39 protein-coding genes are annotated in these 23,922 nt (G+C 53.6%); 17 read left to right on the plus strand and 22 right to left on the minus strand.

The annotated features are described in order from the left end of the window. Positions 1–9 precede the first annotated feature (9 nt). The 10 genes from ACTIDN_RS09635 to ACTIDN_RS09680 form a co-directional block, all read right to left on the minus strand. On the minus strand, positions 10–1,350 hold the full coding sequence (locus ACTIDN_RS09635; protein WP_441376869.1) for a portal protein: 1,341 nt from the start codon (positions 1,348–1,350) through the stop codon (positions 10–12). A gap of 42 nt (positions 1,351–1,392) precedes the next feature. Then, on the minus strand, positions 1,393–2,688 hold the full coding sequence (locus ACTIDN_RS09640) for a terminase large subunit domain-containing protein (protein ID WP_441376870.1): 1,296 nt from the start codon (positions 2,686–2,688) through the stop codon (positions 1,393–1,395). 43 nt (positions 2,689–2,731) lie between these two features. After that, positions 2,732–3,061: a DUF5681 domain-containing protein gene (locus tag ACTIDN_RS09645; RefSeq protein ID WP_441376871.1), complete on the minus strand. Its 330-nt coding sequence runs from the start codon at positions 3,059–3,061 to the stop codon at positions 2,732–2,734. Next, a complete protein-coding gene (locus ACTIDN_RS09650) occupies positions 3,058–3,201 on the minus strand; it encodes a hypothetical protein (protein ID WP_441376872.1) in 144 nt (47 codons plus the stop codon). The genes ACTIDN_RS09645 and ACTIDN_RS09650 overlap by 4 nt, the downstream gene beginning before the upstream one ends. Before the next feature lie 187 nt (positions 3,202–3,388). Next, positions 3,389–3,541 carry a hypothetical protein gene (locus tag ACTIDN_RS09655; RefSeq protein WP_441376873.1) on the minus strand — a complete coding sequence of 51 codons (153 nt, stop codon included), beginning with the start codon at positions 3,539–3,541 and terminating at the stop codon, positions 3,389–3,391. Positions 3,542–3,604: 63 nt separating this feature from the next. Continuing rightward, positions 3,605–4,360, minus strand: a complete 756-nt coding sequence (locus ACTIDN_RS09660; RefSeq protein ID WP_441376874.1) for a hypothetical protein — start codon at positions 4,358–4,360, stop codon at positions 3,605–3,607. Between the two features lie 2 nt (positions 4,361–4,362). Beyond that, entirely contained in the window at positions 4,363–5,211 is an 849-nt protein-coding gene (locus ACTIDN_RS09665) for a DUF1376 domain-containing protein (protein ID WP_441376875.1), read from the minus strand. Positions 5,212–5,335: 124 nt separating this feature from the next. Beyond that, positions 5,336–5,758, minus strand: coding sequence for a hypothetical protein (locus ACTIDN_RS09670; protein ID WP_441376876.1), 423 nt, complete (start codon positions 5,756–5,758; stop codon positions 5,336–5,338). Beyond that, positions 5,755–5,985 carry a hypothetical protein gene (locus ACTIDN_RS09675; protein ID WP_441376877.1) on the minus strand — a complete coding sequence of 77 codons (231 nt, stop codon included), beginning with the start codon at positions 5,983–5,985 and terminating at the stop codon, positions 5,755–5,757. The genes ACTIDN_RS09670 and ACTIDN_RS09675 overlap by 4 nt, the downstream gene beginning before the upstream one ends. A gap of 58 nt (positions 5,986–6,043) precedes the next feature. Next, a complete protein-coding gene (locus ACTIDN_RS09680) occupies positions 6,044–6,433 on the minus strand; it encodes a hypothetical protein (protein ID WP_441376878.1) in 390 nt (129 codons plus the stop codon). Between the two features lie 98 nt (positions 6,434–6,531). Here ACTIDN_RS09680 and ACTIDN_RS09685 point away from each other — a divergent pair, with 98 nt between their 5' ends. Further along, positions 6,532–6,729 (plus strand): hypothetical protein, encoded by a 198-nt coding sequence (locus ACTIDN_RS09685; protein ID WP_441376879.1) that lies wholly within the window; start codon positions 6,532–6,534, stop codon positions 6,727–6,729. A 5-nt stretch (positions 6,730–6,734) separates the two neighbouring features. Here ACTIDN_RS09685 and ssb read toward each other — a convergent pair whose 3' ends face one another. Genes ssb through ACTIDN_RS09710 form a run of 5 tightly spaced genes read right to left on the minus strand, consistent with a single transcriptional unit; the run spans position 6,735 to position 8,570 of the window. Then, positions 6,735–7,205 carry a single-stranded DNA-binding protein gene (ssb, locus tag ACTIDN_RS09690; protein WP_441376880.1) on the minus strand — a complete coding sequence of 157 codons (471 nt, stop codon included), beginning with the start codon at positions 7,203–7,205 and terminating at the stop codon, positions 6,735–6,737. After that, positions 7,206–7,403, minus strand: coding sequence for a hypothetical protein (locus ACTIDN_RS09695; protein ID WP_441376881.1), 198 nt, complete (start codon positions 7,401–7,403; stop codon positions 7,206–7,208). It abuts the gene before it with no gap. After that, complete coding sequence (locus tag ACTIDN_RS09700) at positions 7,400–7,876, minus strand: hypothetical protein (RefSeq protein WP_441376882.1); 477 nt, start codon at positions 7,874–7,876, stop codon at positions 7,400–7,402. The genes ACTIDN_RS09695 and ACTIDN_RS09700 overlap by 4 nt, the downstream gene beginning before the upstream one ends. Next, positions 7,873–8,355, minus strand: a complete 483-nt coding sequence (locus tag ACTIDN_RS09705) for a hypothetical protein (RefSeq protein ID WP_441376883.1) — start codon at positions 8,353–8,355, stop codon at positions 7,873–7,875. Before ACTIDN_RS09705 ends, ACTIDN_RS09700 begins: the two co-directional genes overlap by 4 nt. Beyond that, positions 8,352–8,570 (minus strand): transcriptional regulator, encoded by a 219-nt coding sequence (locus ACTIDN_RS09710; protein ID WP_441376884.1) that lies wholly within the window; start codon positions 8,568–8,570, stop codon positions 8,352–8,354. The genes ACTIDN_RS09705 and ACTIDN_RS09710 overlap by 4 nt, the downstream gene beginning before the upstream one ends. 76 nt (positions 8,571–8,646) lie before the next feature. Here ACTIDN_RS09710 and ACTIDN_RS09715 point away from each other — a divergent pair, with 76 nt between their 5' ends. Together ACTIDN_RS09715 and ACTIDN_RS09720 are read left to right on the plus strand one after the other, a co-directional pair. Further along, entirely contained in the window at positions 8,647–9,006 is a 360-nt protein-coding gene (locus tag ACTIDN_RS09715; protein WP_441376885.1) for a helix-turn-helix domain-containing protein, read from the plus strand. 161 nt (positions 9,007–9,167) lie between these two features. Next, a complete protein-coding gene (locus ACTIDN_RS09720; protein WP_441376886.1) occupies positions 9,168–10,106 on the plus strand; it encodes a hypothetical protein in 939 nt (312 codons plus the stop codon). A gap of 15 nt (positions 10,107–10,121) precedes the next feature. Here ACTIDN_RS09720 and ACTIDN_RS09725 read toward each other — a convergent pair whose 3' ends face one another. Continuing rightward, complete coding sequence (locus ACTIDN_RS09725; protein WP_441376887.1) at positions 10,122–10,385, minus strand: hypothetical protein; 264 nt, start codon at positions 10,383–10,385, stop codon at positions 10,122–10,124. A 153-nt stretch (positions 10,386–10,538) separates the two neighbouring features. On the opposite strand from ACTIDN_RS09725, the gene ACTIDN_RS09730 reads away from it, so the two are divergent. The 12 genes from ACTIDN_RS09730 (at position 10,539) to ACTIDN_RS09785 (ending at position 16,582) form a co-directional block, all read left to right on the plus strand. Further along, on the plus strand, positions 10,539–11,189 hold the full coding sequence (locus ACTIDN_RS09730; protein ID WP_441376888.1) for a hypothetical protein: 651 nt from the start codon (positions 10,539–10,541) through the stop codon (positions 11,187–11,189). Next, the gene (locus tag ACTIDN_RS09735; protein ID WP_441376889.1) at positions 11,189–11,452 is read left to right on the plus strand and encodes a hypothetical protein; all 264 of its coding nucleotides are present in this window, start codon (positions 11,189–11,191) and stop codon (positions 11,450–11,452) included. The genes ACTIDN_RS09730 and ACTIDN_RS09735 overlap by 1 nt, the downstream gene beginning before the upstream one ends. Positions 11,453–11,525: 73 nt before the next feature. Then, positions 11,526–12,584, plus strand: coding sequence for a hypothetical protein (locus ACTIDN_RS09740; RefSeq protein WP_441376890.1), 1,059 nt, complete (start codon positions 11,526–11,528; stop codon positions 12,582–12,584). Between the two features lie 84 nt (positions 12,585–12,668). Then, on the plus strand, positions 12,669–13,001 hold the full coding sequence (locus ACTIDN_RS09745) for a hypothetical protein (RefSeq protein ID WP_441376891.1): 333 nt from the start codon (positions 12,669–12,671) through the stop codon (positions 12,999–13,001). Next, on the plus strand, positions 13,001–13,246 hold the full coding sequence (locus ACTIDN_RS09750; RefSeq protein ID WP_441376892.1) for a hypothetical protein: 246 nt from the start codon (positions 13,001–13,003) through the stop codon (positions 13,244–13,246). The genes ACTIDN_RS09745 and ACTIDN_RS09750 overlap by 1 nt, the downstream gene beginning before the upstream one ends. Further along, a complete protein-coding gene (locus ACTIDN_RS09755) occupies positions 13,243–13,935 on the plus strand; it encodes a lambda exonuclease family protein (protein WP_441376893.1) in 693 nt (230 codons plus the stop codon). The genes ACTIDN_RS09750 and ACTIDN_RS09755 overlap by 4 nt, the downstream gene beginning before the upstream one ends. Then, positions 13,935–14,555: a hypothetical protein gene (locus ACTIDN_RS09760; RefSeq protein WP_441376894.1), complete on the plus strand. Its 621-nt coding sequence runs from the start codon at positions 13,935–13,937 to the stop codon at positions 14,553–14,555. Before ACTIDN_RS09755 ends, ACTIDN_RS09760 begins: the two co-directional genes overlap by 1 nt. Further along, positions 14,552–14,977: a hypothetical protein gene (locus tag ACTIDN_RS09765; RefSeq protein ID WP_441376895.1), complete on the plus strand. Its 426-nt coding sequence runs from the start codon at positions 14,552–14,554 to the stop codon at positions 14,975–14,977. Before ACTIDN_RS09760 ends, ACTIDN_RS09765 begins: the two co-directional genes overlap by 4 nt. Continuing rightward, positions 14,974–15,420: a hypothetical protein gene (locus tag ACTIDN_RS09770; RefSeq protein WP_441376896.1), complete on the plus strand. Its 447-nt coding sequence runs from the start codon at positions 14,974–14,976 to the stop codon at positions 15,418–15,420. The genes ACTIDN_RS09765 and ACTIDN_RS09770 overlap by 4 nt, the downstream gene beginning before the upstream one ends. A gap of 289 nt (positions 15,421–15,709) precedes the next feature. Continuing rightward, positions 15,710–16,195, plus strand: coding sequence for a hypothetical protein (locus ACTIDN_RS09775; RefSeq protein WP_441376897.1), 486 nt, complete (start codon positions 15,710–15,712; stop codon positions 16,193–16,195). Beyond that, positions 16,192–16,356, plus strand: a complete 165-nt coding sequence (locus tag ACTIDN_RS09780) for a hypothetical protein (protein ID WP_441376898.1) — start codon at positions 16,192–16,194, stop codon at positions 16,354–16,356. The genes ACTIDN_RS09775 and ACTIDN_RS09780 overlap by 4 nt, the downstream gene beginning before the upstream one ends. After that, a complete protein-coding gene (locus ACTIDN_RS09785; RefSeq protein ID WP_441376899.1) occupies positions 16,349–16,582 on the plus strand; it encodes a helix-turn-helix transcriptional regulator in 234 nt (77 codons plus the stop codon). The genes ACTIDN_RS09780 and ACTIDN_RS09785 overlap by 8 nt, the downstream gene beginning before the upstream one ends. Positions 16,583–16,766: 184 nt before the next feature. On the opposite strand, the gene ACTIDN_RS09790 is transcribed toward ACTIDN_RS09785, so the two are convergent. Further along, the gene (locus tag ACTIDN_RS09790; RefSeq protein ID WP_441376900.1) at positions 16,767–17,549 is read right to left on the minus strand and encodes an SDR family NAD(P)-dependent oxidoreductase; all 783 of its coding nucleotides are present in this window, start codon (positions 17,547–17,549) and stop codon (positions 16,767–16,769) included. A gap of 81 nt (positions 17,550–17,630) precedes the next feature. On the opposite strand from ACTIDN_RS09790, the gene ACTIDN_RS09795 reads away from it, so the two are divergent. Next, a complete protein-coding gene (locus ACTIDN_RS09795) occupies positions 17,631–18,791 on the plus strand; it encodes a hypothetical protein (protein ID WP_441376901.1) in 1,161 nt (386 codons plus the stop codon). 10 nt (positions 18,792–18,801) lie between these two features. Here ACTIDN_RS09795 and thiL read toward each other — a convergent pair whose 3' ends face one another. The 3 genes from thiL to nrdR all read right to left on the minus strand — a co-directional run bounded on the left by thiL (position 18,802) and on the right by nrdR (position 20,837). Next, positions 18,802–19,794, minus strand: coding sequence for a thiamine-phosphate kinase (gene thiL, locus ACTIDN_RS09800; protein ID WP_441376902.1), 993 nt, complete (start codon positions 19,792–19,794; stop codon positions 18,802–18,804). Then, positions 19,760–20,293: a transcription antitermination factor NusB gene (nusB, locus tag ACTIDN_RS09805; RefSeq protein ID WP_415507734.1), complete on the minus strand. Its 534-nt coding sequence runs from the start codon at positions 20,291–20,293 to the stop codon at positions 19,760–19,762. The genes thiL and nusB overlap by 35 nt, the downstream gene beginning before the upstream one ends. A gap of 67 nt (positions 20,294–20,360) precedes the next feature. Next, complete coding sequence (nrdR, locus tag ACTIDN_RS09810; protein ID WP_415507733.1) at positions 20,361–20,837, minus strand: transcriptional regulator NrdR; 477 nt, start codon at positions 20,835–20,837, stop codon at positions 20,361–20,363. A 179-nt stretch (positions 20,838–21,016) separates the two neighbouring features. Here nrdR and ACTIDN_RS09815 point away from each other — a divergent pair, with 179 nt between their 5' ends. After that, complete coding sequence (locus ACTIDN_RS09815) at positions 21,017–21,475, plus strand: copper chaperone PCu(A)C (RefSeq protein ID WP_441376903.1); 459 nt, start codon at positions 21,017–21,019, stop codon at positions 21,473–21,475. Positions 21,476–21,550: 75 nt separating this feature from the next. Here ACTIDN_RS09815 and glpK read toward each other — a convergent pair whose 3' ends face one another. Both glpK and ACTIDN_RS09825 read right to left on the minus strand, forming a co-directional pair. Continuing rightward, positions 21,551–23,050 (minus strand): glycerol kinase GlpK, encoded by a 1,500-nt coding sequence (gene glpK / locus ACTIDN_RS09820; RefSeq protein ID WP_441376904.1) that lies wholly within the window; start codon positions 23,048–23,050, stop codon positions 21,551–21,553. A 29-nt stretch (positions 23,051–23,079) separates the two neighbouring features. Continuing rightward, positions 23,080–23,901, minus strand: a complete 822-nt coding sequence (locus tag ACTIDN_RS09825) for an MIP/aquaporin family protein (RefSeq protein WP_441376905.1) — start codon at positions 23,899–23,901, stop codon at positions 23,080–23,082. Positions 23,902–23,922: the final 21 nt, after the last annotated feature.

A 23,922-nucleotide genomic window follows, 5' to 3' on the forward strand; every position in this document is an offset into this window, starting at 1 on the left:
GACTGAATTCTACAAAATGACCCGAAATTGCCTCAAGTGTGAGAAATCCGCGTCGTTGCCCGGCGCTCCCATTTCGGCCTGATACTGGCCAGTGACCATCTGCATCCATTGGTCAGCCGACTGCATGCCCTGCAAATGCCCGGTAGAGCCTGTTGGCGGCTCAATGCGGGTCGGGGTCGGTACAGGCTGCGATGTATCGTGATCAACGGCATTATACGGCAGATACGCCGCATTGCTGGTGTTAGCGCCTGCCCACTGCTGCTCGTACCCCTCAATGGCTTCCGCACAGGCCAGCCAAGGTGCTTTGGTCTGGAGCGCCACGCTCTCCACAAAGGCGCTGGCCGTATAGTTGAACATGCGCTGAGGGTCGATCAGGAACCGAACAAGCCCAGCGTAGTCCGCATCATTGCCGCCTGTTGCGCGTGTCTCAATCCCCACAAACGGGACCAGCGGGATCAGGGAAAATACAGTATCGCCCTGGGCAATGACCGCATTGCCAGCAATGATGATCTTCTCAACTGCATGAGAGGTCACAGGCCGTGACGGGGCTTCCTTACTCCGGAAAAGCTCCACCATCTCTTCTGGCATGTCGCTCTGCCGCATCGGGCCGTCTGGCGTCATCCAGAGCGTGTCTTTCTTTTCGCTACGCCGGTAATAGGTCGCCACCCTGACGGTGTTCTCGCTCACCCATCCGCTATTGGACTCAATGCCGGATAAAGGATCACGAGACACATCATCGTGCCCTGGGTATTGCCGGTCGAACTCGGCGCGGTCCATCTCCTCAACAATCATCGCCCAGTTCTGGTCTGAATGATCCGGCTCACGGGCGGCTGGGTCGAAATAGACATTCAGTGGATTGGGAACAGATTTTATGAAAAAATCCTGATCAAACGTGTCAGCGTCCGGAACGTAGTCTGTGACGACATGAACCCACCCAAGGCCTGAGCGTACTTGCCCCTGAATGGCGCAGGCATACGCGTTCTGCTGGGCGTTGGACTGATACTCGATGTGCCGCACAATGCCTTCCAGCGCATCTGCCGCCTCTGACATCGCGCCAAACCCGGTCGCATTGACTTTGACGCCCATCTGGCTTTGGCGGGCCTCGTTCTCAACCTGAAAGACGTGCTGTGCTGTTTTGTTGATTGTCAGGCACGGACGCGGAGAGCCACCGAACGTCCCGGCGCGGGCCTGATAGACAGCATCGTCCCACTGGGCATGGTTGTAGGCGTCGGCATGGAAAAACCGGAGATCATCACGCGCCCGGCCCCGCCACTGGCTCGTGTGCGCCTGCGCTTCGTCGTAGCATTTCTGGACCTCAGTTATAAGATCGGCATCTGTCTTTTCCGGCATGAAAGATTTATAGCATACTGCATAATGTCAGTACAACGATATTTACGCGCCCATCCAGCCGGTTGAAACTCCCGCCAGTCTTGGCGCTGCTTTTTCCGGACGGCGCGGCTTATCGCCTTCCCTATCCCGCAGACCAACAGCAAGATATCGGAACGCGTCCGCGTAGTCAGAGGACCAATCGTGCAAAGGTTTGTCGCGGAATACCTTGTTGGCGTCGTCCCATGACTTGCGGTACTGCTCGAGCGCATCAATGCCGCGCTGGCAGTTCTTCCGATCGATCCTGCATCGGGGAAGGAGGTTGCGAACGGCGCTGATGCCGTCATCCACTGGCGTGCGTGGTAGGACCCGGATCGGGGCCATGCCGAGGGAGCGCATGGTATCGATCCGACGCTGACCCGTGCCCAGCTCGCCATTATTCGCGTCGTGCGGAACGATGTGTTGCCGGTACGTGTAGGGCCGCCTCCCAAGTTCTCGCACATACCAGTCGATGCCCTGACCAGAGCCCGCAATGCAATCGATCACACGAACGTCTGGCCCGATCTGCTGCGCGCACCAGATGACCGTGCTGTCGCCGATACCCAGATCCCAAGCCGTGATAACGGGCAGGGAGGGATTGTACGGTACGTCACTGAGCCGCCCTTGCTCGTCCAGCTTCTTCATGGCCTTGCCATAATAACTGCCCTGAATGGCCGCATCGAAGGAGCAGTCATACTCCTGCTCGTACTTCGCGCCGCCATCGTCCTCGCCATACTGCGCCACAAGCTGCCTCTTTTCTGCTGCCAACTGTTCGGGGGTGAAGCGGCCCGTCTTCTCAACGCTCGAGACCTCGCAGAACCACCCCGGCTCGTCGCGCATGGCATCGAAGAACGTCTTGGCGTGGTTCCGGCCGCGCGGCGTGGTGATGAACATCGCCCATCCGCCATTCTCTAGGAGGATCGGGGAGAGGAACGCCCATGCTGACGGGTTCGCCAGCGCCCATTCCGAGAACACCACACCAATCGGCGTCGAGCCCACGAGGCTGTTGAAGTTGTCCGAGCCCACGACCTGCCACGTCGAACCGTTGATGAACCGGATGAACATCTCCTGCTCTTTGGTTGTGGCACGGATCTCTGCCGGGAAAGCCTCATCGATACGTCGGCGGCCGGTATGCGGATTCACCGCGTCCCAGATCGCTTTTCGTGCTTGGCTAGCTTCTGGAAGCATGTGCCAGTAGTTGCCAATCTTCGTGAGGGCAGACACTGCGGCCCAGTTTAGAGCCACATCATCCTTACCCCATCGGCGGTGAGCGACTTCATAAGCGCGCAATCCGCCATTCTCAAGATAGGTCCACAGAGGCATTTGGTAATCACGAGGATGCCAACCGTATGCGGGAATTTGGAGCTCAGCCATCGCTCAATTTGCGAATGACGATCTGAAAGGGCTTACCGCCTTCTGCATTCTCAAGCGCTACTGTGTCCTTTGGCTTCCCCCATGCGCGATCAAGCAACGCGTTGGCGGCAGAGACAACGGCGCTTTCCGGAGCGGTCTGACTGCTGGCTATTCGTGCAAGTGCCTCGATAGCTGTTGTTGTGTGAGAGCGTGCAAGATCCACCACTTCCTTGAGAGCTTTTGGCCTTCCTGTTGGATTGCCAGATTTCCCCTTCTGAAATGGTTTACCCACCGGCGGTTTTTTCCCCTGCTTGCCGCTGTTAGCAGCGGGCGCGTCACTCACTCCAACCCTCCAACCATAATCTGCACACAGCGCCGTTCTGGGCGTGGCGCATATTTCGTGAACTCATTCCCGCCGATATGCCAACCGCCACACTCACGGCATGGATAGCTCTCAAGCGAGTACTCGTGACGTTTACGCATAAGCCGCGCTTGTTGCTCTGCACGTTTCCGTCCGGCGAACCTGAGTTTGCCGTCGCAGTGCAGAGAGCCGATCATGCGTTCTGAACTTGATGCGCCATGCCTGACAGAATCTCACAAACTGGCCTGCATGTACAGCGAAAACGTACTGCGTTTTCGCGTACTGCTAGACGGGTACTGGACCTTTCAGTCAATCCCCCATGAGCGGCAAAATCTCCTCATCCAGCAACCCGACTTCGTGCTCATGCACCACGGGCTGATCGGGCAGAACTGGGATGGCCCTCGTACCGCCCATGGGCCATTCGTGCCAGTCGAGGGTGTCATACTCAACACTTTCACACATACCCCTAAAATCCCCCACGTTGCCCGCTGAGTGCGGTCTGAGTAGAAAACATAACCATGCCGCTTAAAATGCTTTCACGGCACTCTCCGCTAATCCTCGCGGCTCTGTCGGTACATTGCGCCCCACCTGCGCCTCCAGTTTCTCAATAAGCGGCAAAATCCACACCCCGGCCTCCGGCTCGGCTGCGAGCTGCTTCCGGTAGGCCGTCAGTCGTTCCGTCACACTCGGCTGAGCGACGACGGGACGGCGTACTGGCTTTGCCTCCTCGTACCCCATCGACTTCCGCCACGCCGCCATCTGGGCAGACACAGCCTTGCGCTCTTCGTCGCTCACACCCTCAGGTCGCTTCCCTGCCCTTTCAGCCAGCGCCACGATCTTGCGGCACCCCTCGACCCGGCGGCGGATCTTCTCGGCATACGGCAGGAGGTGGGCGTACAACTCGGCAGGTGCTGGCCAGAACTTCCCACGCTCGCCCTGAGTAACCCAAGCTTTGCGGGTCTCTGGCGTCCAGACGGCTGCTGGCATGTCGCCGCAAATTTCGACCACGGCAGCGCAAGCTTCGGCGGCACGTACCCGGCCATCAGGGGCGTTCACGGTCAGCGCCCCAAGCGCTTTCAGCCACGATGCGATATGCACGGGGCTCGCCGCATTGGCGCCACCCTCAGCAACCGCCCTCGCCTCACCAACGCGCTGTGGCGTCAGGTCTCTGGGCAGCATTGGCACGCCCCGCGACACGGCATCGGCAACAGCGCCAAGGTCTGCGGAAATTTCTGTCGTGCTGGCAACTGCCCGGCCCTGGGTTGTTGTAATCTCGTTCATGGTTAAACCCCCGGTATTGTGGGCACTCCGGCCCAAGCATCATGGACCCGATCTTGCCGGGTTTGCGGGATATTTCGCAGAGGGGTGATTGCCCCCCGTGTTTTCTCGGCCTCGCGTCTGCACCAACTCCGCCATGTTGCGAGCCAGTCTGCTTTCCGCCCCTTGGCCCCAGCCGCGCCCAGCCAGTAGTCGCGGAACTGCTCACCAATGGGCGTTGGGTTTAGGTTTAGGCTCATGGCGAACAGGCGCATTTCGTCCGTTGGCTCCCAACCAGCCAGAAGGCGCGTTCCTCGCGGATCAGGCTTTTCCGGCGTGGGGGGTGTAACAGGGGGGATATCCGAACGTAGTGAGGATATATCTGTATCTGTATCTGTATCTGTTGCATTGCCGTGGGATATGCCGTGGCATCCATCCGGCACTGCCACGGAACATTCCACGGCAGTGCCGGGTTCAGATTTTTGCTTATCCCACCGCTTTGCCGCTCTCTCTCTTTGGGCTATCCGAGACTTCCACGCTTGCGCAGCCTTCTCGGAAATAACGGGATGGTACAAGCGACCATCTAAGCACTTAATCCACCCCTTGAGTGCCATCCCCCGGATTTTCTTCCACCGCGCCCCTGCCCCAGATAAATGCGCAAGAATGCGGTCATCGTCTGGCAGGCTAGCTGCGGGCAATTGTATCCATGACTTACACCATAGCGCTACAGCCGCTTTAAATTCATCACCCGTCGATAAAGCAAAGAGATCGCTATCAATCAGGCGTGCAACATCCAAGGGCATAAAAGGAAAGCCCCGCAGATCACAATCGGCTGGCGTAAGGGGCTCAGGCATGGTACAAAAACTTTCAGCCATTACTTGAGTCCTTTTCAAGAATTGGTCAGAAGGCCGCCCGGTGCTCGAACACTAGCGGCCTTCGCCATATTAGCAGGGTTGCGGGGTGTTGGGTACTGCGCATATCGTGAAAAACTGCTGATAATCACGGCAAAATCTCCGTAATCGTCATGACTGTTTTCTGTGCGCAGAGGCGTGCTGGAACATGCCGCACATTCAGCACGATATGCTCCGGGCCATCGTCAATTATAAAGCCCAGCCCGCGCTTGTTTTTGACGCGCTGGCGTGCCCCTTCCGTCCGCACATTCAGAAGGCGCGGCGTAGTTAGGCAGTCAATCAGGCGCTTGGCCCCGCCCGTCAGATTGTCAGGGTCAGGCGCACGCACGCCGTGGCGCTCGATTTCCACACGGGCGCGCTGGAATGGCTCAGGAGGCCGCAGGCCAACGCTCGCGGCAGCTACGGCACGATGCATAGCGTTCTTGTCTCGCGTTGCCGCAAAGTAGTGCTGCCCGTTGGTTTTGTTGGGCAGCGAGTAGGCGAACGGGAGTTCGAAGCGGATAATGTTCATGCTACCGCCTCCAACTCATAATACGTTTTTCTTCGTATTTTTAAGCCTTCCCAAAATCCTTTGGGGTAAGCTGTTCGAGCATTGAGGGCATCGGAAAGATGGCTTTCCGTGCAGCCAAGATGCTTTGCAAAATTACGTTGTGTTCCGTAAATCTGCTTAATCCGGCTCTTGATGTGCGGAAGAACACCATATCCGTCTACCACGATTTTCTCAGCGGTACCACTCATTCCCCACACTCCCTCTCAAGTCGATCAGCCTTGGCCTGTAGGGCGTCCGCTTTCGAGTTCAGCCACTGTGCAAGCTCTCGTAGTTTGAGTGCTCTCTTGATTGCGCGAGTGGCACGCCAGCGTGTGACGTTGATGTGCCATTGCAGGAGTAATCGCCCCATTTGCGACCCCACTCTTCAGTCTTGGCGCGATAAAGGGCGGCTTCATGTTCAGCTTTGGCCCTCATACCCTCCAAGTGATTTCGGTAAAGCCGTTCCACGCTCAGGAAAATGTGCGCCGGTATGACGCTCCACTCCCCATAGAACAGCCGCTTGATCTGTCCTTCCGTCAGCCCGGTCTTGCGGGCGATGGAAGCGAAGGCTTGTTTCAGGCCAGATCGTGAGCCTTTAGCCTCCACGATTTCATGCAGTTGCATCTGTACCTGTGTTGCGATTGCTTCAGGCGTCATGTCGCGCCTTTCTGCTCTCGCGGAGAAAAATTCTCTCACCACGGAATTTATTCCTGCCAGTTTCAGTTTTGCGAGAACTGAGAACTGGAGAAACAGACATGGAGGTGATGCCCCACTCATACGACTGCGCAGACCCCAAAACGCCCATGGCAACGCCGTTTCTGAGTGTCTCACTCCTCAGAACGGCGGAGCTGTGGGCGTTTCTGCATCCGGGCGCATCGCAAGGGCAGCGGGTTGCGCTGGTCCTCGCGGTGGCCGGGAAGCTGGGGGTTGATACAGGGCACATGGGAGCGTGATTGCGTCAGAAGGGGATTTCATCGTCCAGGTTGGACGAACTGCCCCAGCCGTCATTGCTGCGCTGTTGCGGCCTGCTCTGCTGCTGAGGCTGCTGGTGCCCGCCCTGCCCGCTCTCATTATCGGAGCGGCTATCAAGCAGCACCAACTCACCACGGAAGCGCTCCACAATCACTTCGGTCGTGTAGCGTTCCTGCCCGGACTGGTCGGTCCACTTGCGGGTCTGCAACGCGCCCTCAAGGTAAACCTTGCGGCCTTTCCTCAAGAAGCGCTCAGCAACATCCGCCAGACGGTCATTGAAAATCACCACGCGGTGCCATTCGGTCCGCTCGCGGCGGTCTCCAGACTGCTTGTCGTTCCAAGTGTCACTGGTTGCCAGCGGGAAAGAAACGATCTTCTGGCCACCCTGAGTAGTGCGGACCTCAGGGTCTTTGCCCAAGTTGCCCACCAGAATGACTTTATTGACGCTGCCGGACATTTACTTGCCCCTCACATAAATGGCCTCAACCCAGCCGCTGATGTGCACCACGACATCATCAGAGCCAGAGGCCTGCTGTTTAAGGAATTCCGGGGCGCGAGCTTGGACACCAAAGGCTGTCCATTCAGCACTATTCACGCTGCGGCGGTACGCGGGCTTCATGTTCGCGCCGGGCTTGTAGGGTTTGTTTGTGATCATAGTGAAAACCCCCGCCAGCGATCGAGGCCGCGACATAGACCGCGCATTACGACCGGATGCTCGACACGCAGTGGCTCAGAACCAAAGGCCTCGCGGAATGCTTTTAGCGTGGGCTTTGTGGCCTCTTGTTTAACGAAAGCTGTATTGCACGGCGCTGTATTACACAGAGAACGCTTTAGGTGCCTCGTTACAGTATCGGGCGCGACCCCGCTATCACGCGCTATTGCGTTAATCGTCCAGCCAGCCCGCTTGAGATGCTCAAACTTCTTAATTTGCTGTGGCGTGACTGGCTTCGTGGCGCTTCGTAATTTCACGCCTTGCTGCCGCAGCACTTTGCGAACAGTTTCTGGCGCAACCCCTACTTCAGCAGCCACGCGAAATGTAGATTTAAGCTCGCCATACAGCTTCACCACTTGGGTAATTTTTTGCTCAGGCCAGTTGGGTACGCTTTTGCCGCGGGAACTTTCTTTCATGACCGCACCTCCCCGCCCAATCCATGCAAGGTGACACTGCCGCCGTCCGGAATTACCGTTTCTGTGTGGCCGGGAGTCGGAAGCTCCTGACCGCAGTTGTTTTCTTTTTGAGAAGGTAAATCTGATGTCTCAGTCTCAAACTCAGCCATCCATTGAATTAAAACTTCTGTCTTTAGATCGGGAACCTGAATCTGCTTCAAGCGGTGAAGTAGAGTTGAAGATTGCTCTTGACGTATCTGGTCCAGAGTTTCCGGTGAAAGGAACTTTGACAGTTCTCGTTCCAGATCATGTGGTAAATGATCAGCTGCATAGCGGAGTGATGCAAATACCTTTGTCAGTCGTTCGCCAAATTCACGCTGCATATTTTTCGGTACAGCAATCAGGCGCAGGTCCTGTCCTGGAGTAATTAAATACCCGCACTCAATAGCTATGCGCCGGAAGAATTCTTTTTCTTTTGGCGTATGGTTATTTTCGCTCATGCTCGCGCCTCCGGGGTGGGGGTGCGCTTGAACAGGTCGGGGCGCAGCTCCTCGCGGGGGATGCCGGTTGCGGCTTCGAGCGGAATAACCCGCTCATAGGGCACATTCTCCCAGCGGATTACCGCGCTGTGGTGAATGCCTAGAAGGCGAGCGACACGAGATGGTCCACCAGCCTTCTTGATTATCGATCTGATGCTCATGCTTTTCTGTGACATGAGATCACACTTTTCGTCAACGATTATTGTGACATGAGATCACACAAAAGAAATAAGAAAGTGCCAAAGTGATCGTATGAATAAAGCCTTCGCTGCTCGGATCAGACGACTCAGGATTGATAGTGGATTAAGCCAGGTGGATATTCAGGCTGCCACTGGCATAGATCGCACTTACCTATCCCGCATGGAGAATAAGGGCATCCCGAGTGCGTGGGATAAAATGTGCGCCCTCGCTGACTTATTCGGCGTCACCCTTGACTACCTTCGCCACGGCCAAGCGGTTCCTTCTTTGGAAGACGGCGGCGAAATCATTAAAGACGCCGACGAACGCTCCCTTATCCGCATGTGGCGCGCCATGAACGAGGGCGAGCGGCTGGCGCTCAGGGCCGTGGCCGAGAGGCTGGCCGACAAGGCCGACCCGTCCAGTGCCGCCTAACCCCTCCCCCTCGAATCTCACCGCTTTGTTCATGTTCTGACTATGGCAGAACAAAAGGAGAACGGCAACGATGATTAAAGCTTCTTGAAATATAAAAACTCGCAGAAAACTGCTGCTTTTATACTTCTAATTTAAATGACTGATTTAAGGGAATGTGATAAATGGAAGAGATGAGTACAAAGCTTCTCTCGATTAATTATGACGGGCCCGCACTTGAGTGCGGAGAGATGGCTGTCGAGGATTTAGCTCCAGCTCTCCTAGCTATGGGAAAGCTTTTCGAAGAAGCAAACCGCGTCATTAATGGAGAAAAATCCAACCTCTCAGTAAGGGTCCGTGCAGGATTTGTTCGGGGTTCCTTCGAGGTAGAGCTGCATTTGCTTCAAGGGTGGGTAAGTTACGCCAAAGATCTCTTGGTAGGACAAGACGCAACAGCCCTGGCAGCATTGTGCGTATTTTTAGGAATTAGTGGGAAAGATGTAACTATAGGCCTCTTTAAGCTTTTGAAGCTTGCTAGGGGAAGGCAGCCCAAGCGTGCTCATATTTTAGAGGATGGGAACGTTGAGCTCGAATTTCCTTACGAGGACGGAGAGGAAAACAAGATCATCGCTCCGCGGCAAACAGTCGCATTATTTCGGGATTTGAAAGTAAGAAAGGCCGCCGCTGCTGCTATTAAACCTCTGGAAAAAGAAGGAATAAACACTATCTCTGTGAGGCAGACAGGGGAAAAGAAAGAAAAAGCAGAAGCTGTAGTAAGCAAGGCTGATATTATATCATTCAGGCCGCCAGAAAGCGTCGACAGCTTAATTATTAGTTCGCCATCGACTGTAGCTTTTTCAATTGTAAATTTATCTTTCGATGCTGACCACAAGTGGAAACTTAGCGATGGGCAGAATGTAGTGTGGGCCTCCATAGAGGACGAAACTTTCATTAACTCAGTGAATAGAAATGAAGTATCATTCACTAAAGGTGATATTTTGGTATGTGACGTCGTTGTTCAGCAATGGCAGACAGACACTGGATTAAAGACTGAGACACGAATTATAAAGGTCAAACAGCATAGGCACCCGTCAATGCGTCAAATTGATTTACCTTTTGAGTAAGAAAATTCACTCACATCACACCCCTATATCCTCCCCCGGCACATCTCCCACACTACCCAAAACCTCAGGCTCTCCGTAATCCCCCGCTTCTTCGTCCACTGAAATTCGGACAGCCTGAGCGCCTGCAACACTGAGCAGTCCACCCCTCACCTTCTCAATCCGGCGTAACGCATCCTCGGCATTCCTGCACGCAACTGCCGCGCCGGGTTCTAGAATCGTGCGTTTGCCAGACTTCCGCCAGATGTAGGGTTGGAAGATGATTCGCTCTGTGGCGGCCATGGTGTGACTCCGGGGTTGATGTTCTTGTTATGTTCTAATTAAAAAATTGATCTGAGATCAAGCCAAAGAATTTTTGTGATGTAAGGTCACATTTTCTATTGACGTAGTTTGTGACCTCATGTCACATTTAGCCCATCACCACGGAGATGGGCAATGACACAGACAAGCGCGGTAGAGCAGCAGACTGCTCCCGCTAAATATGAACTCACTGACGAAACAACGAAATCTTGGGACGGGCGGACACTGCACCGTATCCGTGCACTCGTAGCTATTGCTGCCATTGGCGTTTCTGCCGGTGATCTAGGCGGCTTCATTGAAGCCAAGGCGAACCTTGAGCAGTCCGGCAATGCTTGGGTGTACGGCGATGCTCAGGTGTACGGCAATGCTTGGGTGTACGGCAATGCTCGGGTGTACGGCAATGCTCGGGTGTACGGCAATGCTCAGGTGTACGGCGATGCTCAGGTGTACGGCAATGCTTGGGTGTCCGGCGATGCTCGGGTGTACGGCAATGCTCAGGTGTACGGCAATGCTCAGGTGTCCGGCGATGCTCAGGTGTCTCTAAGCATCCATATTGGGTGGTTTTCCAGTGTAGGCTCTGAGGGCGGGACACTTACGTATTTCCGCCAAAAAGACGGAAGTATTTACACAAACCGTGGCTGTTTTTCTGGAACTCTTGATGAATTTGAAAGCGCGGTAGGCTGCCGCCACGGCGATAACAGAATTGGGCGGGGGTACGGTCTGCTGATCCAGTTTATCCGCCTGCGTGCATCTGCATGGGAAGTTGCTCAGAAGGAGGCCGCATAATGCCCGGCACTCTCTACACGCGCCCTACCCTACGCCAGCGGGCCGAAGACGCAATCGTTCTCCTCGCCGCCATAGCTGGCTGGATCTGGAATGCGGCCGCACGCAACCCGTTTCTGCAAGCCCTGTTCTGGTTCGGCGTCTACAGCGCTCTGGCTGCTGCCCTCATGTTCACAGAGACAGGCAACGCAGTAACGGGAGACCTTCTCGCAATGCTTATGGCGTTCGGCGCGGTGTTTGCTGATCTAGGCTCCGCATTCCTCTAACACCCCCGCGTCACCCGGTTTGCGGACCGGGCTTCGTGGCCGTGTTGGCTGAGAAATATTAATCGAGGCAATAATGCAAAAAGAACTGACACTTGATGTGGTGGAAACGCTTGTACCGTCCGTCGTGTTTGCAGATGGCGGTGTTGAGGACATTGTTTCAAAGCTGGAGCTGCACGTCCGTGGCATGGTGCTGGATGCCACAACTGAAAAGGGCCGCAAGCATATCAAGTCTGTGGCTTATGACGTGGCACGCTCAAAGACCGCCCTGGATAATATGGGCAAGGAAGTACAGAAGGCGGCAAAGCTAACTGTTGACCGCGTCAATGCAGACCGCCGCATCATTACGACAAGATTGGATAACCTGCGCGATGAAGTAAAGGCACCAGTCATTGAGTTTGAGCAGCGCGAAGCTGCTCGTGTTGAAGGTCATCAAATCACAATTCGGGACATTGAGGCCCTAGCCCGGTTCGATTTCGCTCCGGATGAAGAGACTGTTTCCGCCCGTCAATCCGAACTTGAGCACCTTTATGACCGCGACTTTGAGGAATTTAAAGAGCGCGCAAAGTTGGCGTTCGAGCAATCGAGCGTAAGCCTTTCTGCGCATATTGAGGCGGCGAAGGCTCGCCGTAATAAGCAAGAAGAGGCTGAGCGTCAGGCTGCGCTGGCGGCAGAAGAAGAGCGCAAGCGACTTGAAGTGGAGCGTATCGCCCGCGAAGAACGAATTGCTCATGAAGCAGCAGAACGTAGCCGCCTACAGGCTGAGCAAGCAGCGCAGGCAGAGCGTGATCGACTTGAGCGTGAGGCTCAGGCCGCGGTTGCAAGAGAGCAGGCAGCCGCACAGGCGATGAGAGAGGCGCAGGCCCGCGCTGAACGCGAAAAGGTTGAGGCCGCAAATCGCGCGAAAGAAGAAAAAGAGCGGGCTATTCAGGCAGAGCGTGATCGCGTTGCGGCAGAAAAGAGCCGCGAGGAAGCCGAGACCAAACGCCGTGCCGCTGACAAGGCCCACAAAAGCGCGGTCAATAATGCTGCTCTGCTTGCCATCGTGGATGCCGGCGCATCTGAGAGTGTCGGCAAAGAAATTGTGAAAGCCATAGCGCTCGGGAAAGTCCCGCACGTTTCCATCAATTACTGACACCGCCGCACGCATCGGGCCTCAGGCAGGCCCGGTGAAGTGGCCGTGTTACCGGCGAATTGTTCTCCAATCAGGAGTTTTGAAATGTCACAGTCAATGGGTGGATACCCAGACAATATGCGTGGCGGTATTGGGAGCCCCTACCCCGCTGCGCGTGGATACCGCAGTCTTCATCAGGTGCTGTCGGGCAACATGCTGGCAGCAGAAAAAGCAAACCTCAAGAAAATTGCGGCAATCATCCGCAAAGCCGGGGAAGAAATTTCACCTCTGGTCGGTCAGTTGCATTACGCGACGACTGAGGTTGAGGGCCGCATGGGAATGACGGCACTGGACGCGGTGATTGAGCTACCGGCCATTGCTGATGAAATCGAGCGCGATGATGTGGACCATGCAGAAAAAGCTGCGGAGTGCGTGTGATGCCGCTCGATCCCGCAAGCGCAGAAGACATTCAATATGAGAACGAATTGATGGAGCGCATCACAACCCGCTGGAGCGAATACATCCACATGCACCCGCGCCGGTTAGCGCCGGACGCACGACTGCGCGTGATTGAGCAGATGGAGCGTGACGTAAAGTTGCTTGCTGATAGCGAACGGCTGGGGAAAAGCCTGCGGTTTCGCACCGAGCAGGGTGAGGCTTTGGTTTTGGAGGATGTGGCGTGACGCTAAAAACCTTCACCGACCTTGAGCAAGGAACGGATGAGTGGCTGCAAGCCAGATGCGGTGTGCTCACGGCCAGTCTTATTGGGAAACTACTCACCAAAACATGCAGCGGCATTGCTAAAAACGAAACATCGGAGCGTATCGTCCTCGATCTTCTCAGTCAGCGCATAAACGGCATTGGCGATGAAAACTTCCAGACCCGCGCAATGCAGCGAGGGCATGAAGACGAGATGGAGGCAAAGGTTCTCTACTCGCGGCATATCGCGCCCGTGTCTGAGGTCGGCTTTATGACAAACGACAAATGGGGCTTTACTCTTGGGTATTCGCCGGATGGCCTTGTCGGAGATGATGGTCTGATCGAGTGCAAGTCCCGTGTTTCTGGCCTGCAAATGCAGACGATCTGCTCTCAAGAAGTGCCGATTGAATACATGCCGCAGATACAGACGGGGCTGATGGTTTCCAACCGCAAGTGGCTAGATTTCATCAGCTTTCCTGCACTCGGTGGCGGGAAAATGCTGGTTAAGCGCGTGTACTCGGACCCGAAGTTTCAGGCCCTTCTAATTGAAGCTGCCGAGGGTTTTGAGGCTCGGCTTCTGTCTCGTCGCGCTGAATATGACGCAGCAATGAATAACCCCGATCTGCGCTTGATTGATACATCGCGCCGGGTTGAAGAGGAAATATTTGTATAATGGTCGATCTTTCAAAAACCATCATCGCTAAATCTGATCAGCTCAATGCCGATGACCTTCTGGGCGGCCCGATTACCGTCACGATTGAGGATGTTAAGCAGGGCAGCCACGATCAGCCTATCGCCGTGTTTTATAAGGGGTGCAAAGGAAAACCCTGGTATCCCTGCAAGTCTATGCGCCGCGTGTTAGTTGCGGTCTGGGGCAATGATGGCAAAGGGTACGCCGGAAAATCCTGCACCCTGCACCGTGACCCCGAGGTTAAGTTCGGCGGGATCAAAGTGGGCGGAATTCGCATCACCCATATGACTGGGCTGGACGAGGATATGGCGCTGGGCCTGCAAGTCACACGCGGAAGCAAGAAACTCTACACAGTTCATCCGCTGCGCATGGAGCAGCCTCGGGAAGCAGCAGCGCCAGATGACTTGCAGGGCCGGTCAGAACGGGCACTGAAGGCTATAAATGGAGCGGTAGACGTAGCTGCTCTTCGGAAAATAACCGGATCTGAGAATTACCGCGTCCTGCTCTCTCAGCTTGAGCAGCACGACGCCGCGCGGATGGAACTTGTCAAACAGGCCGCCACCGAACGAGCCGCCGAACTGAATGAAGGGGAATTCGCATGACCGACAAACCCACTGGCGTATTCGTGCGGCTGCCGCTGAGTGAAGAGCAGTTAAAAAATGTCGATCGTCTTGCTCAAGAAATTTCGGAGAACAATTCTGAAAATGAATGGCGCTTCCACCGACACTATGTTGCTGCCTGCGAAGAATTGATTACAGCCATCGGTAATCCTGTCACGAGCGCGGATATGCTCGTCATCACAATACTAGGTACTCTGCGTGATCCTGTCCCGTGCGTCCGCCAATCAGACGCCCTCGCCAAACTTGCCGAGAAGGATGCGGAGATTGCGCGGTTGAGAGAGATTCTGTCTCTTTTTACTGCGTATGAAAGTCTGATGGACGCTGGAGAAGACGTGGCCGCAATGGAGGCGTATGCGAACCTTCAACTGAAGGTCCAAGAAGCCCTGAAAGGCCCGGAATCATGAGCGAGGAACTGAAAACCCCCACAAACTGGCCCAACCCTGAACGGCCCGGTGTCCCGATGTTTCCTGAGCGGGATGGCGGCCATGCGTTCCAAATCCCTGATCTGGAAGAAACCGACATCATTTACCACTGGCACCAGAACGGCGGCGGCTGGACAGAATACAATCATCATGGGCCAGAGGATTTCCTGACAGACGAGGATATGAAGGGATGGATTTATAAAGGCCCTGTCCTCACCCCCACGCAAATAGCCGAAATGCTGGCGGCAGAACGGGAACGGTGCGCTATAAAGATGGATCAGTATAAGCAAAAGGTTGTCGATGATTATGGGAGCTATGACCCGGCAACAGGTATCACTGAAATAGCAAGTGAAGCTGCCAATACTGAAATAGAGTTTTACGAAACTGCGGCACAAATAATCCGCAACCTAGGAGCCGCGCCATGACAGGTAGCGTTATCTCGAGGAGAAATGGCGTTGATACGCCCCTCACCTTCAAGCAGGGAGATGCACTTGCGGGGTTTCGTCTAGACCGGCGTAAGGCATGGGCTTTTATCGAAACAGAACGGGACGGGCTAGACCTGTGCGAAATGGTGACGTGGTCTCAACACTGCACTGGATGCTGCGAATATCCAGAAATGACCACATCACCGGAACGTGGAAATGGGTGTCATGAGTGCGGATATACGGGCCGTGTCCGGCGCAGACAGTTTGTCCCGACAGAAAGGAAAGCGCCATGAGGACGAGAGAGGAGCAGATTGAGAAAATAAGTGAAGTAATGAAAGATTACACACTTCTGCACACTTATGGCGATGATGGACATGGGTATCCTCTTGTAGATGCACTAACCCCAGATGGAAAAACTATCAATGTGGGGAAATCTGAATGCGGAGAGTTAGCCGCTGATTTATATGATTCGGTCATTGCGCCCTACATTATCGAAGCCGAGCGCCGTGTAGAACAGCGCGTCAGGGCGGAGATCTCTAAACGGGATAAATGGTTTTATATGGTTGGCGATCCCGAAAGTGGTCATGCTGATATGGCTGACATGCTGTGCGAGAAAAAGCCATTTGAAATCGTTGAAACGTCTGAGGCGGCTGATATTCGTATTTTCTTCGCATACCAAGACGAGGACGGAGAAATTCACGAATTTTCCACGATCGAAGAGGCTGAACGGGCCGCAAACAAAGCCATCGACGCAGCGCGGGAGGCGCTGGGATGAGCATATATGAACAAATAGCTCTGGTTCGCGACCTGCTCGAGGAAAGCTACGTCCCCTATGACAACCAGCCTGACGTGAGATCACAACGCATCAGTGAAATAATGCAGCGGCGCGGGTTGGTGATTGCCCGTAAGGACGCAGTGGGAGGTGGGAATGGGTGAGGCATTAGAGCGTGATGCACCGATAACTGCGTTAGACCAGTTTATGACGGCAAAGGAAGTTATGGACCGGCTGCGGATTGCTCACCGAACACTCTACCGGAAGATTGAGGAAGAAGGCTTTCCCCGTCCGATTCGCTTCAACGCAAACTGTGTGCGCTGGCGGGAGCGAGAGGTGGTCGCATGGGTCGAGGCTGCGGCAGCCCGAAACGTTGAAGCGCGAGTCTGATAAGAAGGACCATGATACCCCTAGAGCATATTATTTTGGGGGTATTATTGGGGGTATAATTTCTGGGTGAAGTAAAAAATTCACAAGGGGAACAGAGCCATACCTTTCTTTTGTGGGTGCCGCCCGGACCTCCACATTTCTGTGGAGACTACTCCTTAAAAATTACGAATCTTGTTTGCCCAACTTATTCTTGGTCAGCTTTCAGAGATAACAAGATTTTTTTGCGTATGAACTGAGGCAGTAACCTCTCTACAACGCGTAGAACTCTGAACTGCCACGGGAAGACATATTCAGCTTGGCTTGTGGCGACAGCATGTATGATCTGTCTTGCTGCGCTGCCTGCTGACACAAGGAAAGGACGCGCTCCTTTAAGGCGTCGGCTCATGGGAGTATCAACAAATCCAGGCACAATGAGGGTGACTTTAATATTATGACGTCCCCAGTCCAGTCGAGCAGCCTCTGCAAAGCACGCTAAACCGGATTTTGAGCTACTATAGGATGCTGCAAATGGAAGCTCGTAAAAGCCAGCAACTGACCCGATAAATGCTATCTTGCCGTGCCCTCGCGTAATCATGCGCTGCGCGGCCGCCGTGGCAAGAGTTACCGGGAGCGTGTAGTTGACCAAGGCCAACTGAAGTACCTTGTTAGGGTCTTCCGTTGTCGCACTCGCTGCCTTGATATCGGATAAGCCGGCTCCTAAAATCAGCACGTCCAGAGGGGCGCGGGTGTCATCTTCAAAAAGCGCATCAAGAGCAGCTTTTCCATCCGTTAAATCTACTTGGCGCGTGATGACAGCGGCTCCACGCGCACAGCAAAGAGCAGCCACCTCTGTTAGGCGCTCTGCATTGCGTCCCCATAAAATAAGAGTGCGCCCTGGCCGTGCGTATCGTTTTGCCAGCTCAGCCCCAATACCGCCTGTAGCGCCTGTGATCAGGATAGAACGCGTGGTCGCGTTGTTTGTAGGCATTTCCCTCACACTTTTTCCTTCCCCATTCGATAGGAATGATGCATCACCTTGCGGTTTAGAGTTGTAGTCGACGGAGCGCAAATGACCAAGCCTGACCAGATTATTGTATCCCCTGTGGTGGGTGCTCGTCAGCTTGCCCTTTTCATCCGCCTCCCCCGACTCTTGTATAGTGGTTTGCCAGGATATGTGCCTCCATTAGACATGGAGCAAAAAGGGATGCTTAGTCCCAAACAGTCTCCATTTTTTGCACATGGAAAAGCCTGTTATTTCCTTGCATGGCGGGGTGAAAAGCCTATCGGCAGGATCTCTGCACAGATAGATTTTCTCGCGTTAGAAAAGACAACAGAGCCGAGAACAGGTTTTTTTGGTGCGTTGGATGCGCTGGATGCGGCATGTGTGAAGCCACTTCTTGATGCCGCCGAAAATTGGCTCAAGCAGTTTGATATAGAGCGTATTCGGGGGCCGTGGACCCTGAATAGCAATGGCGAATCTGGCACCATGATTGTGGGGCAGAATGAAGCGCCTATGGTTGGAATGGGGTGGCACCCGGAGACGCTTGGCCCAGCCATTGAAGCAGCAGACTTCGAGAAAGCCGTTGATTTGTTTTCTTACAAAATGGAAGTAAGTAAGGAGGCCGAGCAGGCGAATCAGGTGCCGGCCAACCTTCGGCAGCGGCTTGGTTCTGTTACAGTGAGGGGACTAAGGACCGATCATATCCCTGAAGACGCTGAAATTCTGAAAGATATCTACAATGATGCATGGGCTGGGACATGGGGAAATGTACCCCTTACCAGTCATGAAGTGCAGTCTCTTTTGAAAACAATGAAGCCTATTTTGAAGCCGGAGCAATATGTTCTGGTGGAATTCAACAACGAGCCGGTCGCAATCGCGTTAGTTGTTCCCAACGTTTACGATGTCAGCGGAGATCTTAACGGGGCTCCGTCACCCTTGGGGTGGGTTAAACTGGCTACACGCATACTCCGCCACGACTTTCACTCTGCACGGGTAATTTTACTGGGCGTCAAAAAGAAGCTCGCAGGAACGGCTCTGAGCGCCATTATTCCTGCTTTGCTCATTGATGAGCTGATGCAGCGCGGGCGGCACCTTCCTTATAGAACAATTGAATTGGGGTGGGTGTTAGAGACCAACACCGGCATTCGTAATCTTATAGAGCGCATTGTGCCTGAGCCCTACAAAACTCACAGAATGTATGAAAAAACACTCGAAGCCTCAGGTCTTTAGAAAAATGGAACTAGAGGTGGCTCCAGCCGTGGCGTGAAAAGGTCATTTCTGCTCCGGCGCATCCTATCACTGTGACGCCCGATCGTTTTTGACAAAAATGTCCAATGCGGGTGATCGGGACCTGTCCAGTTACAGTGGTCATGAACGGATTTTGTAAAAGCATTGCTTCATGTTCAGGTGGGACGCTGAAAAGAATTTCGTAGTCATCGCCCCCAGTCAAACATGTTTCAAACCATTCTTCACCGCAGGCTTTCGTTGCTGGAGAAAGTGGAATTTGAGACGCATGCAGGACTACGCCTAAGCCATTTTCACGCGCAAGATGTCCTGCGTCTTGTACCAACCCATCAGAGATATCCATTGCAGCAGAGGCTATACCAGCTAGGGGTAGGCCAACACGCGGTTGAGGCAAATGGTAACGACCGGCTAGGTAGCCAGAGGCGTCAGTAAGCTTCCCTAGCAATACCTGTAAGCCAAGAGCGCCATCCCCTATCGTGCCAGTAACCCATAGGCCGTCACCATCTTTAGCACCCCTGCGCTTCACAGCCTGACCCGGTTTAACCGAACCTAAAATAGTCAGTGAGAGAACTAGTGGTCCCTTGGTGGAGGTTGTATCTCCACCCATGAGACTGAGAGAAAAAATTCTCTGGTCCTGCTCCAGTCCGTTACAGAACTGTGCAAACCAAGTGTCAGGTAAGGTATTGGGGCGCGCTAGGGTGAGAAGCCAGCCTTCAGGCTTTGCACCCATTGCGGCTAAATCCGAAAGATTGCAGCGTAATAACTTACGGCCAACTGTCTCTGGCGGATCCGTAGGTAGAAAATGAACGTTTTCCACCATGGCGTCAGCCGCTATGACAAGGTCTTTGCCTAAAGGCGGAGTATAGACGGCGGCATCATCACTGAGGTCTAATGCCGCTGGTCCTGCCAACTTAGCGAAGTGTTGCTTTATAAATACAAATTCCGCAGGAAGATCAGTCTGTGGAGGTGTCCTCAGCAAGCCCGACATCAGTGCTATCCGTCTGTCCATTCAGGCGCTTTATCACAGTGTCCAGCACCCCATTTACCAATTTCGGTTCATCGCCAGAGAAGAACCCGTGTGCAATATCCATATACTCATTAATGAGAATTGCAGAGGGCAAATCCCGCTCCAGCGCTTCACCAATGGCAGCCTGAAACAGTGCGCGTAGTACAGGATCCAAACGTGACACCGGCCATGTGGCTGGTAGGGTCTCGTTTAGCTGTTCTAGAATTGCGTTATGCTGGGCCGTCGCTTGCTTAACAACGGCAATAAAGAGCCGGGTATCAGGCTCTGGAACGTATCCCTCTTCATACGAAGCATTGTCCAACGTTGTCCCAAAGCGATGAACCAGAAACTGCTGAACAACACTTTCAGCCCTGTCATTATTCTGTTCGATTTGGAACAATGCCTGAACTGCTGCAACACGCGCAGCCGTGCGCGGGCGTTGTGCTCCCTTAAGTTCTGTTTGATCGTGCAGCTCAGTCATTCCTATCTCCTGCCTACCCGTTTACTATGAGTCAGCGGGGCTACATGACGCCTTTATGGCTCAAGGTCTAGTCTTTTTCCTGATTTTCAGGGCCTAGACGGTCCATGGACGTCAAAATTTCTGAAAAGTCTTTTGCCTCGGTAAAATCTCTATACACGCTGGCAAAACGTACATACCCAACCGTATCTACCTCACGCAGCACATCCATGGCTAGAGCGCCTATCCGTACAGACAGGACCTCTGTTTCGCCAGAAGCTTCCAGTTGGCGGACCAGCCCAGAAACAATCTGCTCGATTCGGCTATCAGGTACCGGTCTTTTGCGTAAGGCAATACGAATGGAACGAGCCAGTTTTTCTCGTTCAAATGGCGCACGACGACCATCAGCCTTTACGACAACAAGGTCCCTGAGTTGGACGCGTTCCACCGTTGTAAAGCGTTGCCCACACGACAAGCAGGCTCTGCGCCGCCGTATGGCAGAACCTTCTTCATTGGGGCGGCTGTCCTTTACCTGGCTATCCGGATTATCACAAAAGGGACAACGCATAGATTACCTTCAATTCTTGTTGCCAGCACGGTTTAGAACAAAAAATGATAGCCTTGCCCTTTATAGAAAACAGTGCGGTATAGTGATGTCTCTATAAATAGGTCCACACTGCCTCTCATGACAAGAGAGAGCGGGCCAATACGGGAGTTCTTATGACTGTACGACCGGCTTTATGCCTTATGACCAGTCTTTTTTTGGGCAGTGTTGGCATTGGTTCTGCTTATGCAGCCAATCAGGACGTTGGACAGTCTATGCCCGGCCAGTCAAATGTTCAGCAAGACATGGTTATTTCTGACGTCATTATGGAGAGTAGTGACGACACTCCCAATATTTACTCACTTTATTTCACACTGAAAAATAATGGAGATGAGCCTCATCTCTTAACGAGTGTTACGTCACCATCGTGTCCTACATTAATTGGGCATCACTCGGATCAGGAAAGCACCCCAGGAACTATAAATCTCTTCACGCACTTGCCATTGCCAGCCCATACAACCCTCGTATTTCCACATGGGGGGTATCATTTATTATGCATGAATACTGACAAACCTATTCAGGTTGGGCAGGACGTTTCAGTCAAATTTTCATTTATGGGTGGAGTGACCAAAGAGGTTACGGTTAAAATTCGTAAATCTTAGATCGGTAAGCTGAAAATTAAGGCGTAGTCCCGGAAATGTAAAATGTTTCTTCGGGACTACGCGTAAAACAGAAAATTAAAGCGGGTTATTTTGAGATAAGGTACGCCGCACGGCCTGATGCCAACCTGCAATCATGCTTCGTCTCTGTTCATTGGGCATGGATGCCTCAAATGTTGCGCCGTGCTGCCATGTGGCTGCCAAAGCCTTTTCATCTTCCCAAACGCCAGTGGCCAAGCCTGCAAGGAAACCAGCACCCAATGCCGTGGTTTCAATATGCTTGGGCCGCTCTACTTTGACCTGAAGCATGTCAGCCAGAAAATTGCAGAACCAGTCGTTAGCTGACATACCCCCATCCACGCGCAGTGCGTCTGTGGTGCCACCACCATCCTGCGTCATGGCGGTAATAAGATCCAGCGTCTGATAAGCTACGGATTCCAAAGCTGCCCGTGCGATATGAGCTGCGGTCGCATCAAGTGTGAGGCCACAAATAAGCCCCCGTGCGTCAGGGTCCCAGTGTGGAGCACCAAGACCGACAAACCCGGGAACCATATAAACCCCATGGCTATGTGGAATACGGGTTGCCATATCATCAGTTTGCGAAGCGTGCGTGATCAGATGCAGGCCATCACGGAGCCATTTAATGGCAGCTCCAGCTACAAAAATGGACCCTTCGAGCGCGTAAGTGGTTTTCCCGCCCATGCGATAGGCGATCGTGGTGAGCATACGGTTTTTGGAAGCTACAGGCTTTTCACCTGTGTTGAGAAGCACAAAGCAGCCGGTGCCATAAGTCGCTTTTGCCATGCCGGGCGTGAAACAGGCCTGCCCCACCACGGCGGCCTGCTGATCGCCTGCCATGCCCGCGATGGGAATGGCGCGCCCGTATAGCGCGGGATCAGTTTCACCAAAAATGGTGCTGTTGTCTTTTACTTCAGGTAGCAAAGCGGCCGGAATACGGAAGAGACGCAGAAGATCGTCATCCCACTGTTGGCGATGAATATCGAACAGAAGCGTGCGGGATGCATTCGTAATATCAGTGGCGTGAACTTTGCCCCCGGTCAGGCGCCAGAGAATGAAGGAATCAATGGTTCCGAACGCCAGTTCACCTTTTTCTGCACGGGTACGGGCATCAGATACATTATCAAGTATCCATGCCAGTTTCGTGGCAGAAAAATATGGATCAATCAGCAGGCCTGTTCGCTCGCGTACAAGCGATTCAGCACCTTCTTCGCGCAGTTTCTGGCAGGTGGCGGCGGTCCGGCGGTCCTGCCAAACAATGGCGCGGTGAATGGGTTTGCCTGTTGCGCGTTCCCACACAACTATGGTTTCGCGCTGATTGGTAATCCCTATGCCAGCAATGCGGTCCAGCATGCCGGATTTCTCCAAAGCGGCACGGGACGTCTTAAGAACATCATTCCAGATGTCTTCAGGGCAATGTTCTACCCAGCCGGCATCAGGATAATGCTGCGCGAACTCACTTCGAGCACTAGCAACCTCGATGGCATTCCGATCAAAAACGATGGTTCGGGTAGAGGTCGTTCCCTGATCAATAGCGAGTACATGATCTTGCTTGCTCATCGAGGATTATCCTTTTTGATTGACGTCGTTTAGTCGTGAGCGATGTGAGAAGATGACTGGTTTGAGGATGGCATAAAGGGCTTAAGAACCGCCTGATACAGGCCACCGCCCACCACTCCTCCAATAAGAGGCCCAGCTATAGGCACCCACCAATAATTTTGCGGGGATGGAAGCGCAGTTGGACCCCATCCAGCGAAATAACAAAAGATCCTTGGCCCCAGATCTCGGGCCGGATTTATAGCCCATGCCTCAAGATAGCCAGCTGATGCACCAATAATGGCGACCAGAAGCCCGATGATGAGGGCGCTGGAGTTCGCCTGTGGCGCTTGGGTGTTATACTCACACGTGATTGCAAAAATACCCAGCACCAGCATGGCTGTCAGAATAATCTCGTCCATGAAGGCATGCATGGGCGAGATGAAGTCACCGGGATGTGTGAAAAATACGCCCGCCCCTGCCCCATCGTGCAGCCTGTCAAGGTGGTTTACGGCAGCGTAGTGGTCAATGACTGGAGAAAACAACGCATATACGATGATGGCCCCTAAGAACCCTCCCAGTATCTGCGCGGCACAATAAGGCAGTACTTTTTTCCACGAAAAATTCCGGAAACAGGCCAATGCAAGTGTGACTGCGGGGTTGGCGTGCGTGCCGGACACGGCACCTGTGACGTATATGGCTATGGTCACGCCAAGTCCCCATACAATGCAGACTCCCCAATAAGCCTGCTTATAAGGGCTGGGATCGTAGAGCGAATACATCGCCGCTACAGAATCCCCAAAAACAATAATGATGAAAACAGCAATACATTCTGCAATCAGTTCACCAACATAAGCCCGGGCTTTACTCGTCATACTTCCCTCTTTTTCTTTATT

This window comes from Acetobacter sp. (assembly GCF_052102375.1).
Lineage (GTDB): Bacteria > Pseudomonadota > Alphaproteobacteria > Acetobacterales > Acetobacteraceae > Acetobacter.

What these genes read in the sequence shown, in the direction of transcription:
- ACTIDN_RS09635 (WP_441376869.1), bottom strand. Translation starts at nt 1,350, where the DNA reads ATGCCGGAAAAGACAGATGCCGATCTTATAACTGAGGTCCAGAAATGC.
- ACTIDN_RS09640 (WP_441376870.1), bottom strand. Translation starts at nt 2,688, where the DNA reads ATGCCTCTGTGGACCTATCTTGAGAATGGCGGATTGCGCGCTTATGAA.
- ACTIDN_RS09650 (WP_441376872.1), bottom strand. Translation starts at nt 3,201, where the DNA reads ATGCGTAAACGTCACGAGTACTCGCTTGAGAGCTATCCATGCCGTGAG.
- ACTIDN_RS09655 (WP_441376873.1), bottom strand. Translation starts at nt 3,541, where the DNA reads ATGTGTGAAAGTGTTGAGTATGACACCCTCGACTGGCACGAATGGCCC.
- ACTIDN_RS09660 (WP_441376874.1), bottom strand. Translation starts at nt 4,360, where the DNA reads ATGAACGAGATTACAACAACCCAGGGCCGGGCAGTTGCCAGCACGACA.
- ACTIDN_RS09665 (WP_441376875.1), bottom strand. Translation starts at nt 5,211, where the DNA reads ATGGCTGAAAGTTTTTGTACCATGCCTGAGCCCCTTACGCCAGCCGAT.
- ACTIDN_RS09670 (WP_441376876.1), bottom strand. Translation starts at nt 5,758, where the DNA reads ATGAACATTATCCGCTTCGAACTCCCGTTCGCCTACTCGCTGCCCAAC.
- ACTIDN_RS09675 (WP_441376877.1), bottom strand. Translation starts at nt 5,985, where the DNA reads ATGAGTGGTACCGCTGAGAAAATCGTGGTAGACGGATATGGTGTTCTT.
- ACTIDN_RS09680 (WP_441376878.1), bottom strand. Translation starts at nt 6,433, where the DNA reads ATGACGCCTGAAGCAATCGCAACACAGGTACAGATGCAACTGCATGAA.
- ACTIDN_RS09685 (WP_441376879.1), top strand. Translation starts at nt 6,532, where the DNA reads ATGGAGGTGATGCCCCACTCATACGACTGCGCAGACCCCAAAACGCCC.
- ssb (WP_441376880.1), bottom strand. Translation starts at nt 7,205, where the DNA reads ATGTCCGGCAGCGTCAATAAAGTCATTCTGGTGGGCAACTTGGGCAAA.
- ACTIDN_RS09695 (WP_441376881.1), bottom strand. Translation starts at nt 7,403, where the DNA reads ATGATCACAAACAAACCCTACAAGCCCGGCGCGAACATGAAGCCCGCG.
- ACTIDN_RS09700 (WP_441376882.1), bottom strand. Translation starts at nt 7,876, where the DNA reads ATGAAAGAAAGTTCCCGCGGCAAAAGCGTACCCAACTGGCCTGAGCAA.
- ACTIDN_RS09705 (WP_441376883.1), bottom strand. Translation starts at nt 8,355, where the DNA reads ATGAGCGAAAATAACCATACGCCAAAAGAAAAAGAATTCTTCCGGCGC.
- ACTIDN_RS09710 (WP_441376884.1), bottom strand. Translation starts at nt 8,570, where the DNA reads ATGTCACAGAAAAGCATGAGCATCAGATCGATAATCAAGAAGGCTGGT.
- ACTIDN_RS09715 (WP_441376885.1), top strand. Translation starts at nt 8,647, where the DNA reads ATGAATAAAGCCTTCGCTGCTCGGATCAGACGACTCAGGATTGATAGT.
- ACTIDN_RS09720 (WP_441376886.1), top strand. Translation starts at nt 9,168, where the DNA reads ATGGAAGAGATGAGTACAAAGCTTCTCTCGATTAATTATGACGGGCCC.
- ACTIDN_RS09725 (WP_441376887.1), bottom strand. Translation starts at nt 10,385, where the DNA reads ATGGCCGCCACAGAGCGAATCATCTTCCAACCCTACATCTGGCGGAAG.
- ACTIDN_RS09730 (WP_441376888.1), top strand. Translation starts at nt 10,539, where the DNA reads ATGACACAGACAAGCGCGGTAGAGCAGCAGACTGCTCCCGCTAAATAT.
- ACTIDN_RS09735 (WP_441376889.1), top strand. Translation starts at nt 11,189, where the DNA reads ATGCCCGGCACTCTCTACACGCGCCCTACCCTACGCCAGCGGGCCGAA.
- ACTIDN_RS09740 (WP_441376890.1), top strand. Translation starts at nt 11,526, where the DNA reads ATGCAAAAAGAACTGACACTTGATGTGGTGGAAACGCTTGTACCGTCC.
- ACTIDN_RS09745 (WP_441376891.1), top strand. Translation starts at nt 12,669, where the DNA reads ATGTCACAGTCAATGGGTGGATACCCAGACAATATGCGTGGCGGTATT.
- ACTIDN_RS09750 (WP_441376892.1), top strand. Translation starts at nt 13,001, where the DNA reads ATGCCGCTCGATCCCGCAAGCGCAGAAGACATTCAATATGAGAACGAA.
- ACTIDN_RS09760 (WP_441376894.1), top strand. Translation starts at nt 13,935, where the DNA reads ATGGTCGATCTTTCAAAAACCATCATCGCTAAATCTGATCAGCTCAAT.
- ACTIDN_RS09765 (WP_441376895.1), top strand. Translation starts at nt 14,552, where the DNA reads ATGACCGACAAACCCACTGGCGTATTCGTGCGGCTGCCGCTGAGTGAA.
- ACTIDN_RS09770 (WP_441376896.1), top strand. Translation starts at nt 14,974, where the DNA reads ATGAGCGAGGAACTGAAAACCCCCACAAACTGGCCCAACCCTGAACGG.
- ACTIDN_RS09775 (WP_441376897.1), top strand. Translation starts at nt 15,710, where the DNA reads ATGAGGACGAGAGAGGAGCAGATTGAGAAAATAAGTGAAGTAATGAAA.
- ACTIDN_RS09780 (WP_441376898.1), top strand. Translation starts at nt 16,192, where the DNA reads ATGAGCATATATGAACAAATAGCTCTGGTTCGCGACCTGCTCGAGGAA.
- ACTIDN_RS09785 (WP_441376899.1), top strand. Translation starts at nt 16,349, where the DNA reads ATGGGTGAGGCATTAGAGCGTGATGCACCGATAACTGCGTTAGACCAG.
- ACTIDN_RS09790 (WP_441376900.1), bottom strand. Translation starts at nt 17,549, where the DNA reads ATGCCTACAAACAACGCGACCACGCGTTCTATCCTGATCACAGGCGCT.
- ACTIDN_RS09795 (WP_441376901.1), top strand. Translation starts at nt 17,631, where the DNA reads ATGACCAAGCCTGACCAGATTATTGTATCCCCTGTGGTGGGTGCTCGT.
- thiL (WP_441376902.1), bottom strand. Translation starts at nt 19,794, where the DNA reads ATGTCGGGCTTGCTGAGGACACCTCCACAGACTGATCTTCCTGCGGAA.
- nusB (WP_415507734.1), bottom strand. Translation starts at nt 20,293, where the DNA reads ATGACTGAGCTGCACGATCAAACAGAACTTAAGGGAGCACAACGCCCG.
- nrdR (WP_415507733.1), bottom strand. Translation starts at nt 20,837, where the DNA reads ATGCGTTGTCCCTTTTGTGATAATCCGGATAGCCAGGTAAAGGACAGC.
- ACTIDN_RS09815 (WP_441376903.1), top strand. Translation starts at nt 21,017, where the DNA reads ATGACCAGTCTTTTTTTGGGCAGTGTTGGCATTGGTTCTGCTTATGCA.
- glpK (WP_441376904.1), bottom strand. Translation starts at nt 23,050, where the DNA reads ATGAGCAAGCAAGATCATGTACTCGCTATTGATCAGGGAACGACCTCT.
- ACTIDN_RS09825 (WP_441376905.1), bottom strand. Translation starts at nt 23,901, where the DNA reads ATGACGAGTAAAGCCCGGGCTTATGTTGGTGAACTGATTGCAGAATGT.